The sequence below is a fragment of the Ovoidimarina sediminis genome, from assembly GCF_032586175.1.
Lineage (GTDB): Bacteria > Pseudomonadota > Alphaproteobacteria > Rhodobacterales > Rhodobacteraceae > Ovoidimarina > Ovoidimarina sediminis.
Genome location: NZ_JAWHTE010000017.1, coordinates 94387 through 107387, shown reverse-complemented (window position 1 = coordinate 107387; position 13001 = coordinate 94387). Strand labels below are relative to the sequence as shown.

General features: G+C 63.3%; 11 protein-coding genes. 7 read left to right on the top strand and 4 right to left on the bottom strand.

What is annotated here, in order from left to right; genetic code table 11:
* Positions 1 to 31: 31 nt before the first annotated feature.
* Positions 32 to 1036, bottom strand: a complete 1005-nt coding sequence (locus RXV90_RS18100) for a tyrosine-type recombinase/integrase (RefSeq protein WP_316650336.1) — start codon at positions 1034 to 1036, stop codon at positions 32 to 34.
* Between the two features lie 321 nt (positions 1037 to 1357).
* Here RXV90_RS18100 and RXV90_RS18095 point away from each other — a divergent pair, with 321 nt between their 5' ends.
* The 5 genes from RXV90_RS18095 to RXV90_RS18075 all read left to right on the top strand — a co-directional run bounded on the left by RXV90_RS18095 (position 1358) and on the right by RXV90_RS18075 (position 6074).
* Positions 1358 to 2716 carry a selenium-binding family protein gene (locus RXV90_RS18095; protein ID WP_316650335.1) on the top strand — a complete coding sequence of 453 codons (1359 nt, stop codon included), beginning with the start codon at positions 1358 to 1360 and terminating at the stop codon, positions 2714 to 2716.
* Between the two features lie 91 nt (positions 2717 to 2807).
* The gene (locus RXV90_RS18090; RefSeq protein ID WP_316650334.1) at positions 2808 to 3176 is read left to right on the top strand and encodes a 2Fe-2S iron-sulfur cluster-binding protein; all 369 of its coding nucleotides are present in this window, start codon (positions 2808 to 2810) and stop codon (positions 3174 to 3176) included.
* A complete protein-coding gene (locus RXV90_RS18085) occupies positions 3177 to 3641 on the top strand; it encodes a CoA-binding protein (RefSeq protein WP_316650333.1) in 465 nt (154 codons plus the stop codon).
* A 1-nt stretch (position 3642) separates the two neighbouring features.
* Entirely contained in the window at positions 3643 to 4449 is an 807-nt protein-coding gene (locus RXV90_RS18080) for an enoyl-CoA hydratase (protein WP_316650331.1), read from the top strand.
* Positions 4446 to 6074, top strand: coding sequence for an acyl-CoA synthetase (locus tag RXV90_RS18075; protein WP_316650330.1), 1629 nt, complete (start codon positions 4446 to 4448; stop codon positions 6072 to 6074). The genes RXV90_RS18080 and RXV90_RS18075 overlap by 4 nt, the downstream gene beginning before the upstream one ends.
* Before the next feature lie 14 nt (positions 6075 to 6088).
* Here the strand turns inward: RXV90_RS18075 and RXV90_RS18070 are convergent, their stop codons facing one another.
* Both RXV90_RS18070 and RXV90_RS18065 read right to left on the bottom strand, forming a co-directional pair.
* Positions 6089 to 7972, bottom strand: a complete 1884-nt coding sequence (locus RXV90_RS18070; RefSeq protein ID WP_410482383.1) for an SLC13 family permease — start codon at positions 7970 to 7972, stop codon at positions 6089 to 6091.
* A 108-nt stretch (positions 7973 to 8080) separates the two neighbouring features.
* A complete protein-coding gene (locus RXV90_RS18065; RefSeq protein ID WP_316650329.1) occupies positions 8081 to 9121 on the bottom strand; it encodes a LacI family DNA-binding transcriptional regulator in 1041 nt (346 codons plus the stop codon).
* 207 nt (positions 9122 to 9328) lie between these two features.
* Here RXV90_RS18065 and RXV90_RS18060 point away from each other — a divergent pair, with 207 nt between their 5' ends.
* A complete protein-coding gene (locus RXV90_RS18060) occupies positions 9329 to 10366 on the top strand; it encodes an Ldh family oxidoreductase (protein ID WP_316650328.1) in 1038 nt (345 codons plus the stop codon).
* Between the two features lie 54 nt (positions 10367 to 10420).
* Entirely contained in the window at positions 10421 to 11461 is a 1041-nt protein-coding gene (locus RXV90_RS18055) for a LysR family transcriptional regulator (RefSeq protein WP_316650326.1), read from the top strand.
* Here the strand turns inward: RXV90_RS18055 and RXV90_RS18050 are convergent.
* Positions 11448 to 12962: a trimethylamine methyltransferase family protein gene (locus RXV90_RS18050; RefSeq protein ID WP_316650325.1), complete on the bottom strand. Its 1515-nt coding sequence runs from the start codon at positions 12960 to 12962 to the stop codon at positions 11448 to 11450. The two genes, RXV90_RS18055 and RXV90_RS18050, sit on opposite strands and share 14 nt — an antisense overlap.
* Positions 12963 to 13001: the final 39 nt, after the last annotated feature.

Genomic DNA, 13001 nt, shown 5'->3' with positions numbered 1-13001 from the left:
TTGATGGTTCAGATGAGCCAGAAACCCTCCGTTACGAAAACCCTTTAATCAGTCCCACAGGTGCTGATCCCGGACACATGTCCGATAGTGGCTTGCCGCGGAGGCTCGGGAAGACGAGGTCGGAGCCATCCTTTAGTTCCTCAGCTTCGCGAAGGATCTCGATCGCTCTACGGGAAAGAGGAACTATGTGAGGTCGCCCTGACTTCGAACGGTCTGCTGGGATCGTCCATGTCGCACATGTCGCCGTGTCGCACGGGGTCAGGTCAACTTCGTCCCATCTTGCTAATCGCGCCTCTCCGGAGCGACAGGCCGTCAGAGCAATGAACTCAAGAGCCAGTTTTGTCGCGATCCAGGCGCGTGATGCCGTCACTGTCTCGATGCAGCCGGACACCTCGGAATAGGGCAGGGACTTGCGATGCTGGACAGCCCGAGTTTCGCGGGGCAGCGCGAGTGCCTGGGTGGTCGCTGGGTTGTTCTCACAATGCCCTTCGGCAATGCCCCACTTGAAGACGGAGGACACACGGTAGACGAGCTTGCGTGCGATGCCCGGAGCCGTCGCGCGTACGGCCAGAATTGCGCGACGCACATCGGCGCTTGTCACGTCCGGAAGGGGCACGCTGCCGAAGCGAGGGAAGATATAGTTTTCGAGCGTAGACAGAAACGCCTTCCGATCCTTTGGGTTCTTCCAGGTCGGGGAGAGCTCAAGATGTGCCTGTCTCGCGGCGTCTTCGAATGTCGGTGTTTCCCGCGCCCTAGCTTTTTCGGCGAGCGGATCGCGGCCCTTCAACGCAAGTCTCTTGTTTTCGAAAGCCTGCTCGCGGGCTTCTGCAAGTGTTACGAAGGGCGGAGCCCCCAGGCCGATGTCATGACGCTTTCCCCGGATCGTGAGGCGCTGCACGAATGAACGGCGACCCGATTTCTTGACCAGAAGAAAGAGACCAGTCCCTTTGCCATCATGATACTTGCCTGGCACGTTGACGTTCTTGACGAACGCGGCCGTAAGCGCCTTGGAGTTCGATGACTTTGTAATCTCCACTCTCATCCCCCCGATTGTTCCCCCTAAATAATATGGAACAGGGAGGAATGTATAGGGCGCCCTCGGAGGAAAATCTAAGCAAAAATAGTATTTTATTCGAGAACTTTGGAACTCCTTGGCATTCGTGAGATCACAAGATGGCGCATCCCCAGCGCGCCACGATCCTCTTCAGAACCTCCTAGCCTAGATCTCCGGGTACACGCCGGTCAGGTCACAATCGATGTCGCGTTCGTCCCGAGGACGTCGCCTGCCTGGGTTGCGGTGGCCGTTGTCTCGCTCCACCATGATCGTGGCGCAGAGTGGTCGCTAGGGAGATTTCGGATGATGGACGGGGCATGTTGCGGGCCGGGCTATGTGAGCCCGGCGGAGGCGATCCGGGCACCGCGGGAAAAGCTTCTCTACACGATCGCGATCTATACCGGCACGGGCATTCAGAAGCCCGACTACCTGGCCACGGTCGATGCTGATCCGGACAGCCCGACCTATGCCCAGGTGATCCACCGGCTTGAAATGCCCGGTATCGGGGACGAGTTGCATCACATGGGGTGGAACGCCTGCTCGTCCTGCCATGACGACGCGTCGATGAGCCGGAGGTACCTGCTGGTCCCCGGTGTGCGGTCGAACAACATCCACGTGGTCGATACGGCCACAGATCCCCGCGCACCGCGGCTTCACAAGGTGATCGACGGGGCGGAGATCAAGCGGAAGGCCGACCTGAGCGGACCACATACGGTGCATTGCCTCGGCTCGGAGATCATCATTTCTTTCCTCGGCGATGCGAAGGGTGAGGCGCCCGGGGGGTACCTTCACCTCGACAAGGAGTTCGAGATCGTGGGGCGATGGGAGGCCTCGATGGGCGATATCCCGTTCGGGTATGACTTCTGGTACCAGCCGCGCCACAACGTGATGGTGAGTTCGGAATGGGCGGCGCCGAACACGTTCATGCCGGGCTTCGACCTCGAAGAGGTGGGGCATCTGAAGTACGGGCGTCGCCTGCATATCTGGGATTTCGAGAAGCGGGTGCCGGTCGAGAGCCTGTATCTGGGGGAAGACGGGCTGATCCCGCTTGAGGTGAAGTTCCTGCATGACCCGGACAGCACGCACGGCTTCTGCGGCGCGGCCTTGAGTTCCAACGTCATCCATTTCTGGAAGTCGGAGGCGGGCAAATGGGAATGGGAGAAGGTCATCGATGTGGAGAACGAGCCGCATCCCGAATGGCCGATCCCGGTGCCGGGCGTGATGAGCGCGATCCTCGTGTCGATGGATGACAAGTACCTCTATCTCAACAACTGGTTGCACGGGGATATGCGCCAGTACGACATCACCGACCCGCACAACCCGAAGCTGACCGGCCAGGTCTGGATGGGGGGTCTTCTGGGCCGGGCGCCAGAGGTGAACGGGGTGAAGGTGGCGGGCGGCCCGCAGATGTTCCAGCTGTCGCTCGACGGGCGGCGGCTTTACGTGACGACCTCGCTGTTTTCGACCTGGGACAACCAGTTCTACCCCGAGATCCGCACCCAGGGCGGGGTGATGGTGATGATCGATTGCGATGTCGAAAACGGGGGTATGTCGATCAACCCCGATTTCATCGTGGATTTCGGGAAGGAGCCGAACGGGCCCAGCCGGTGCCATGAAACCCGCTATCCCGGCGGCGACTGCACGAGCGATATATGGCTGTGATACGGGGGGTGGGACGTGCCGCCCCGGGCTTGCCCCGGGGCCTCGCCGGACGCGGGTGGGGAGGTCCCGGGGCAAGCCCGGGACGGCCTCTGTGACGGGGACACGGACGATCACCATCGCGAACCGCGGCGGCGCGGTGTTCGAGGTCGCGGCGCGCCGGCCCTTGCTGGAGACGCTGCGGGAGCAGGGGGTCGACCTTCCCTATGGTTGCAAATGCGGCGGCTGCATCACCTGTGCCGCGAAGCTTGTGGAGGGCCGGGTGGACCAGCGGCGGCAGACGGCGCTGAACAACCGGCAACTTTCCCATGGCTATGTTCTTCTGTGCGTGGCGCGACCCGAGACCGACCTGACCCTTGAGATCGGCGTGGAAAGCCACGACAAACTATATCGCAACCCCTTTCTCGATCCGCTTGAGCCGCATGAGCTCAAGGCGGATATCGCAACGCCAAAGGAGGCCTGAATGCCAGAGGCCGATATCGACCGGATCTATGATTACGACCCCGCCTATATTGCCGGCATCCTGAAATCGGTGAAGTCGATCGCGATGGTGGGGGCAAGTGCGGACAAGACCAAGTTCAGCTATGGCGTGCTGCGGGTGTTGCACGAGACCGGATACGACATGATCCCGGTCAATCCGAACCCGAACGTGACCGAGATCAGGGGCATCAAGGTTTACCATTCGCTGGCCGAGATCGACCGGCCGGTGGACATGGTCGAGGTGTTCCGCCCGAAGGAAGAACTTTACGGGATTGCAGAGCAGGCAATCGCCATCGGGGCGAAGGTTCTTTGGGGACAGATCGGGGTATACGATGATGCCGCTGCGAAGCTGGCGGAAGACGCGGGTCTGAAGGTGGTGATGAACCGCTGCCCGAAGATCGAGCTGTTCCGCCCGTTCTGGAAACCGAGGCTGGACCTGGCGATCTGACATGAACGAGACCCTGCCACAGCCCCTGTTGCGGGCCGATCAAGACGGGGTGGCGGTGCTGACGCTGAACACGCCGCGCTCTATGAACGTGCTGTCGGAAGCGATGCTTGCGGCCTTGTCCGCGGCGCTTGATGCGATTGCCGAGGACCGGAGCGTGAAGGCGGTTATCCTGCGCTCTGCCGGGGATCATTTCTGTGCCGGGCATAACCTGAAGGAAATGACGGCGCGGCGCGCCGATCCTGATGGCGGCTTCCAATATTACCAGGATCTCTTTGCGACCTGTTCTGCGATGATGCTGCGGGTCGTGCGACTGCCGCAGCCGGTGATTGCGGAGGTGAAGGGGATCGCGACGGCGGCCGGATGCCAGCTTGTGGCGTCGTGCGATCTGGCCGTGGCCGCAGAGAATGCGCGTTTCGCGACCTCGGGCGTCAATATCGGGCTGTTCTGTTCGACGCCGATGGTGGCGCTGAGCCGGAATGTGCCGCGGAAGCTGGCGATGGAGATGCTTCTTCTGGGGGAATTCCTGCCAGCGGCGCGCGTGGCGGAGATGGGCCTTGTGAACAGGGTGGTGCCGCTGGCCGAGCTGGAAGGCGCGTCGATGGAGATGGCGCGGATCGTTGCGGAGAAATCGCCGGGAGCGGTGAAGATCGGCAAGCGTGCGTTCTACGAGCAGGCGGAGATGCCCCTTGAGGAGGCCTATGCCTTTGCCGGTCGGGTCATGGCGGAGAACATGATGGCGCGGGATGCGGAAGCCGGGATCGGGGCTTTCACGCGCAAGGAAGACATGCCCGACTGGACGGGCGAATGATCTTCGACGGCCCCGAACTGGCGCGGTGTGCGGCCAATCATGCTGCGCTGTCGCCGGTGTCGATCCTGAAGCGGGTCGAACGGGTGCATCCCGAACTTCCCGCGCAGATCCACGGGCGTATCCGCCGGACCTGGGGCGAGGTCGCGGGCCGGTGCAAGCGCTTGGCGTCGGCCTTGTCGAAGCGGGGGATCGGCAAGGGGGATACGGTGGCGCTGATCGCGCCGAACATTCCAGAGGCTCTGGAATGCGCGCTGGCTGTTCCGATGCTGGGCGCCGTGCTGAACGCGAACAACGTGCGGCTCGATGCAGGGACGATCGGCTATATCCTCGAGCATGGGGAGGCCAGGGTTCTTCTCGTCGATACTGAGTTTTCGGACATGGCGGCGGAAGCGGTGAGGCGCTCTGGCCGCGATCTTCTTGTCGTCGATATCGTCGATACCGAGGGGCCGGGCGGGGATCGGATCGGCGCGCTGACCTATGAGGACCTGCTGGCGGAAGGGGAGAGCGAATTTCCCTACACGCTGCCCGATGACGAATGGGATGCGCTGGCGCTCAACTACACCTCCGGTACGACGGGGCGGCCCAAGGGCGTCGTCTATTCGCACCGGGGCGCCTGGACGAATGCGGTGAACAACGTCGTGACATGGGAGATGCCGCATCATCCCGTATACCTTTGGACGCTGCCGCTTTTCCATTGCAACGGCTGGTGTTTCCCCTGGACGATCACACTGCTGGCGGGCACCCATGTCTTTCTGAGAGCGCCGCGGGCTGGGGCGATCTATGACGCCTTTGCCGATCACGGGGTGACGCATCTTTGCGGGGCGCCGATCATCATGTCGATGATCGCGGGCGCGGCGGAGAGTGAGCGGCGTGCCTTCAGCCAGTCGATTAAGATGATGACCGCGGCCGCGCCGCCGCCGGCGCCGGTCATCCAGGCAATGGAGGCAATGGGGATATCGGTGACCCATGTCTACGGGCTGACGGAGGTTTACGGCCCGGCTGTCGTTTGTGCCGAGAAGCCGGAATGGCATGCCTTGCCGCTGGAGGAGCAGGCGCGGCTCAAGGCCCGGCAAGGGGTGGCCTATGAACTTGAGGAGGATGTTCTGGTTCTCGATCCCGAGACCGGTGCACCGGTACCCTGGGATGGCGAGACCCTGGGCGAGATCGTCTTCCGCGGGAATATCGTGATGAAGGGCTATCTCAAGCAGCCCGATGCGACCGCGGAGGCGTTTCGGGACGGATGGTTCTGGTCGGGGGATATCGGTGTGCACCACCCCGATGGCTATATCGAGATTCGCGACCGGGCGAAGGACATCATCATCTCCGGAGGCGAAAACATTTCGTCGATCGAAGTGGAGAAGGCGCTGTATTCCCATCCCGAGGTCGCGCAGGCGGCCGTCGTCGCGATGCCGGATGAGACATGGGGCGAGGTGCCCTGTGCCTTCGTCGAGCTTGTGGAGGGTGCGAAAGCGACAGAAGCCGAGCTTCTGGACCATGCGCGGGCGGGGCTTGCCGGGTTCCAGCGGCCGAAGAAGGTTGTGATCGGCGAGCTGCCGAAAACCTCGACCGGGAAAATCCGGAAGAACGAGCTGAGGGACCGGGTGAAGGGCCAGACGGGCGGCTGAACCGGGCGCCGGCCTCAGAAGACGAGGTTCATCACCGCGAGAGAAACCACGAGAAAGAGGATCGTCATGATCCCGCCGCTCTTCACGAAATCCATCACCCGGTAGCCCGCAGGCCCCATGATCAGGGCGTTGACCTGGTGTGTCGGGATCAGGAACGAGTTCGACGTCGATATGGCGACGGTCAGGGCGAAGATCGCCGGATCGCCGCCAGCCGCGATGGCGATCGAGATTGCGAGCGGCACGAGAAGGACCGTTGCCCCCACGTTCGACATGATGAGGGTGAAGACCGTTGCCAGGATCGCAAGACCGGCCTGAAGCGACCAGACCGGCCAGCCGTCGAGGATGATGAGAATTTCCTGCGCGATCCATGTGGCTGTGCCGGAGCTTTGTACGGCCTGACCCAGTGGGATGAGGCTGGCGAGAAGGAACACGGTGCTCCAGCTGACGGCGTTGTAGGCCTCGTCGATGTCGAGAACGCGGGTGAGGATCATGCCCGCGGCGCCTGTCAGAAGGCAGAGAGACAACCTGAGATCGGTGAAGAGGATCAGCAGGACGGCGATCAGAAAGAACAGAAGCGCCCAGCCGACCTTTGTCGGGCGCAGTTCTTCCTGAGGGTAATCGGTGGTGACCACGACGAAGTCACGGTTGCGGCTGAGGCGGGTCAGTGCTTCCCAGGTTGTCAGGAGAACAAGGGTATCGCCCGCGCGGAAGGGGACCTCGGCGATCTGTGTCGGTTCGTGATCTTCGGTCGACACGAGGCTTAGCGTTTCTTCGCCGCGATGGATCGCCAGCATGCTTGCGCCGTAGGTTTTTCGGAAGACGACGTCGTGGGCGCATTTCCCGACGAGCGAGGAGCCGGGCGGTATGACGACCTCGGCCACGCCGGATTTCGTGGGCGCGTAATCCTCGGCAAAGACATCGAGCTTGTCGTGAAGAATGAACCCTGCATCTTCCGCCATGTGGCGGACTTCCCGGGCCCGGCCCAGCACGGCGAGACGGCAGGGCGGTGTGATTTCCGTCTGGATGACCGGGGCAAACCAGGTTTTGCCCTGGTAGGCGCTGCCGATGATGTAGACATGGTAACGTTGGATGACGTCATCGAATGTCTGGCCCGCGACGGGATGACCTTCCGGGATCGTGATTTCGAAGATGTCCGTTTTAAGGCCGTAGATGCTTTTCAGATAGTCTTTCGTCGTCTGGCCGCTTGTCGCGTCTCCGCCCTTCTGGCCGCTGGGAAGAATCCAGCGCCCGAAGAGGACGAAGTAGAGGATGCCGGTTGCGACGAGGGCGAGGCCGACGGGGGTGACGGAGAAAAGCCCGAACGTCTCCATCCGATCGGCCTCGGGCAAGGTATTGTTGGCCGTATGGATCAGGTCGTTCAGAAGGATGAGCGGCGACGAGCCCACCATCGTCATGGTTCCCCCGAGGATCGCGCAGAAGCCCATCGGCATCAGGAGGCGGCTGAGCGGCAACTCCGTTCGCACGGCGATCCGGCTGACCACTGGGAGAAACAGCGCGGCGGCGCCCACATTCTGCATGAAGGACGAGATCACCCCGACCGTTCCTGAAATGATCGGAACAACCCGGGCTTCCGTCTGGCCGCCATGCTTCAGGATCAGGGCCGCGACCTTGCTCATGAGCCCTGTCTTGTCGAGCCCGGCGCCGATGATCATCACGGCGATGATCGATACGACGGCATTGGAGGCGAGCCCGTCAAAAAGCTGGCTTACATCGGCGAGGGATTCGAGGCCGGGGACCTGGCTGAGAAGCCCGAGAAGGACCATGACGAGGATCGCCGCGAAATCGATGCGGACGACTTCAGAGACAAAGAGAATGACGGTGAAGAGAAGAAGGCCGAGAACGACCATCATCGGAAATGTCAGGCCAATTGCCTCCAAGATCCGCCTCCCACGGTTCTTCGATGCCCGGGGCGCGCCTTGCCCGTCTGCATCCTGTTCTTTCGTTCGCCCCAAGCGCGGGGCGCATCCACTTCCGTCGTCGGTGGCCTAGGCTTCCGGCACAGGCCCCAGAGATTCGCCCCACTTCACTTTTGCATCGAGTTCGATGCTTGGCCCTGGAATTTCACCGCGGCTGAGCGCGAGCAGGAGCCGCGCGGCGCCGCGGCCCATCTCGCGATGCGGGACATGAACCGTGGTCAGCGGCGGCGTTACGATGTCGGCGATCTCGATATCGTCGAACCCCGTGATGGACACGTCTTCCGGAACGCGCAGCCCCATCTGCCGGGCACTGGACAATGCGCCGGCCGCGAGCACGTCATTGCCGCAGAGAACGGCCGTGGGTCTTGGCGTGTCTTGCATGATCTTCCGGAAGGCATCCGCGCCATTCGAGATACCGTAATGCGTCTCGATGACCGGAACATCTGTTTCCGGGATGCCGGCTGTCGCCATTTCCTGAAGAGCGCCCCTGGCGCGTTCGCGGGCCCGGTCGTTGCCCTCGCGCAGGCCGGAAATGATCGCGATCGAGCGGTGCCCGAGGTTCAGAACCTCGCGGGTCAGGGCGCGCATGGCCTTGTTGTTGTCGAAGCCGATGGATAGCCGGGATTGCGAGGGGTCGAAGGCCCAGGCGACCACGTGCGGGATGTTGCGCTGCTGCAGGAGAGCGTAGCTTTTGTCCGTCCGGTCGTGGCCTATGAGAAGAAGTGCATCTGCACCGCGGGCGATCAGTGCCCTGATTTGTTCCTCTTCGAGCTCGGGACTGTAGGACGAACTGGCGACCAGAAGCGTGATGCCGTGCTTGCCGAGTTCTTCCTGAAACGCCTGGAGCCCGCGGGCGAAGATGGCGTTCTCCATCGTCGGGATGATGGCACCGAAGGTATTGGTGCGTTTCGCGGCGAGGGCGCGGGCGCCGAAATTCGGCGCGTAGCCCAGCTCGCGAACCGCCGCCATGACGCGATCGCGGGTGAGGGTTGAAACCCGATCCGGCGTATTGAGGCAGCGCGAGACGGTTGCGGTTGAGACGCCTGCGCGCGCGGCCACGTCTTCCAGCGTGGGAACTTGGCTGCCGTTTTCGGACTGAGCCGAGGACATGGATCTGATACCCTCCACCGAGGTGCCCGGTTTGCGCGCCCTGGGGGCGTAATTTCCAGGTTAGACCGTTTGCGACGCAAATGTAAGCGCTTGCATCGTCTGGTGCGTGATGGCTATGTGCGGTTGGCCGGGGCCGTCATGCTGCACGTTCCGCAGGGTGTTTTGACGAGGCGCCGTGATTGGCGCAAAAGCAACCGGCACCGCTGGATGAGAACGGATGACGACGCCATGACCGACGAGACCGAAACACTTCAGCTGGGCGAGGCCATCGGCCTTGTCGCCCGGGCATTTGCCGCCAATGGCGTGCCCACGGCCGCGGCGCAAAGCGTTGCGGAGGCCCTGGTGGCCGCAGAGGCGGAAGGGCAGGTGGGGCACGGCTTTTCGCGCATCGACGATTACATCGCGCAGGTGCGGACGGGGAAGATCGTGGCCGATGCGGAGGTGACGGTTTCGCGCCCGGCGACGACCACGCTGGTTGTGGACGCTGGATATGGCTTCGCCTATCCGGCGCTGGAGCGGGGCATCGCGGAGGGCGCGGACGTTGCGCATGCCCATGGCACCGCCACGGTGGCGATCCGGCGCTCGCACCATTGCGGGGCGCTTTCGGTTCAGGTGGACCGGATCGCGCGGCAGGGGCTGGTCGGGCTGATGGTTGCCAACAGCCCGGTTGCGATTGCGCCGTGGGGGGCGAAGACGCCGCTCTTCGGAACGAACCCGATCGCATTCGCGGCGCCGCGCCCCGATGGCGCGCCGCTTGTGATCGACCTGTCGCTGTCGCGGGTGGCGCGCGGCAAGGTCATGAATGCGAAGAAGGCGGGCAAGCAGATTCCGGACAACTGGGCGCTTGATGCGGACGGGAACCCGACGACCGATCCCGAGGCGGCACTGGCGGGATCAATGCAGCCGATCGGAGGGGCGAAGGGGACGGCGCTTGCACTGATGGTCGAGACGCTTTCCGCGGTGATGACGGGGGCTGCGCTTAGTTCGGAAGCCGGATCGTTTTTTACCGCTGACGGCCCGAAACCCGGTGTGGGGCAGTTCCTGATCCTGTTCCGACCGCCCGAAGGCGCAGAGCCGTTCAGCGCGCGCCTCGAGGGGCTTCTGACCCTTATCGAGGGGATGGAGGGCGCGCGTGTTCCCGGTACTCGGCGGGCAACGTCCATTTCTGCGGCCGAGGAGGCCGGGATCCGAGTGCCGAGGCATTACCTCGATGCCGTTCGCCGGCTGGCGGGCGACGCAGGCTGATCTTCGCAGGGCCAGTCTGATATTGACCTTTGTTCGAGATAATCGAAGCTGAGGGTGATCGCATCCCGTGATGGGGATGCCTCGGCACGGCCGGAGGCGATGGAGAGGTCACCGCTCAGCATTAAGTGGCTGGAGGCGTTCCAGTCGGTCGCCCGCCACGGCACGGTCAGGGACGGAGCGGCGCATCTTGGCGTGTCGATGAGTACCGTTTCGCATCATCTGAGTTGCCTGGAAGACGCGCTGGGGGTCGCGCTTCTGGATCATGGGCGCAGGCCCATGCGGCTGACGGTGGCAGGGGAAACCCTGCTGCGGCGCGTGGACGAGGCGTTGTGGCTGTTGGGGATGGGGATTTCCGACATCTGGTCGGACGATCTGGCGTCGCTGGTGCGCCGTCTTCGGGTGGCGCATATCGAGGATTTCGACACCGATGTCGGGCCCGAAATGCTTCACGCGATGGTGGAGGCGATGCCGCGTTGCGACTTCTCGGCGCTGTCGCGACCGACCCATGAAATCCTCGACCTGTTGCAGGCCGGACAAGTCGATGTGGGCCTGGCCTCGTCGATGGAGCATGAGCGGCTTGGGCTGATCGAGGAACCGCTTCTGCGCGATCCGTTCATTCTTGTCGTCCCGGCCAGCCTGGCCGGAGGGTTGCCGGATCTGCAGGGCCTGGCGCTTACCACGGATGAGCTTCCGTTTCTGCGATACTCGAAAACGCAGTTGATCGGGCGCCAGATCGAGGCGCAGTTGCGGCGGCTTGGAATGAGATATCCCGAGCGGATGGAATTCGAGAGCACCCACATGATCCTGTCGATGGTGGCGGCGGGGCGGGGTTGGACGATCACCTCTGCGCTGACATTTGCGCGGGCGCAGCGGTATCACGCGGAGTTGCGGGCGCTACCATTCCCGGGAAAGGCCTTCACGCGGCGTATCTCGCTTTATTGCCGGGAGGATCTGCCGGAGAGCATTCGCGGGGTCATCGACAGCAGCGTGCGGAATGCTGTGCTGCGCCGGACCATTGACCCGATGATCACGCGCTATCCGTGGCTTGCGCATCAGTTTGCGCTGATTGCGCCGGCCCCAGCTACGACCGGATAGGAAAGGCGGACCGGATTGCGGAATCCTGGGCTTCGGAAAGGTAGCACGGATTATGAGTGGCCAGGATTTCCCGCGCGCGGAGTTTCGCGCGTTGCCAGATGTCGGGGGCGCCCTTCTCGGCCCAGGTGACGGGGGCGTCCCGGTCGGCGAGCCTGGGGTAGTAGTAATCGCGTTCCATCGCCGCGCGCGTCTGGGCGTGGCCTAGGAAGTGGCCTTCGCCCAGAACCGCTTCGCAGATCGCCTCGAAGCCAAGTGTTTCCTCGCTGACTTCGATGCCGCGGATGGTGCGGTAGATGGCTGAATGCATCTCGTTGTCGAGGATGAAGGCCTCGAAACTCGCGCCAAGGAGCGAGGCGGTCATCCCTGAGCTTTCATAGATGAGGTTCCCGCCGGCGAGCCCGGCGGCGAGGGCCGTCATGCCCTTTTCGGCGCCGTATTGCGCGTCGATTGCCTTGGCATCCGTCATTGAGGCGGCGACGCCGGAGGGGAGGCCGAGCCAGTTCGAGATTTGGGCCGAGGCTGCGTTCATCACCGTAATTTCCCCACCGCCGCCCGCGAAGGCGCCGGTTCGGAGATCGATGACGAGGGGCCAGTTCGAAAAGACCATCGGATGCCCCGGGCGGATCGCATGGACCATCACAAGGCTTGCCAGCGTTTCGGCGAGGGATTGGGCGAGAAAGCCCGCGAGCGTTGCCGGGGCGGTGGCGCCGGATTGGGCGGCGGTGATGCAGGAGACGGGGATGTTGTGGGCGAGGCAGGCATAGACGACATCCACCGCATCCTCGCCGAAGCGCATCGGAGAAATGACGGGGCTGATATGCGCCTTGAGGAAGGGGCGCCGGGAAAAGGCGCCTGGCCCGCCCGCCGCGATGTCGAGCATGTCGACGATGGGGGCAACGTGGCCTGCCAATGTGAAGGATGTTGCCACCGGCTTCGTCGTGTTCCTGACAAGCGCATAGGCCGTGTTCACGTCAAGCTCGAAGGTGTCGGGCAGATCGGTCGCGACGCAGCAGCGGGTGAACCAGCTGACGTTTTCAAGCGTGTCCTGGAGGCGTGTGAAGTCGTGCAGATCGGCGAGCGTCGCCGGGCGGTAGCGACCGGTATCGAGATCGAGGGTTTGCACCGCCGCGCCGCCGGTGCCGAAGTGGACGCTGGAGCCGCCGACCTCGATCGAGCGGGTTTCATCCCGGCCGTGGAGGACAAATGTCTTGGCGGCGCGCGCTATCGCATCCTCGACAAGCGGCCGGGGGAAGTGGATGCGGCCGCGGCCCCGGTCTTCCGCCCCTGCAGCGACGAGATCGGTGGCGAGACGTGCCGGGGTTTCCCCCATTCCGAGATCCGCCAGAAGGCGGAGGGCGGTGTCGTAGATCGCGGCGATATCTTCCGGGGGGAGCGGGCGATACTGGCCGCCGATCTGGCCCGGGGGGCAGGGATTGGCCGGCCCCTTTGCGCGCTGGATCAGCCGGTCGCGTCGCCCGCCCCGGGTTCGCGCCTCTGTCATGGATCTGTGCCTTTTCCGGTTCGCTTGACTACGAGGAAA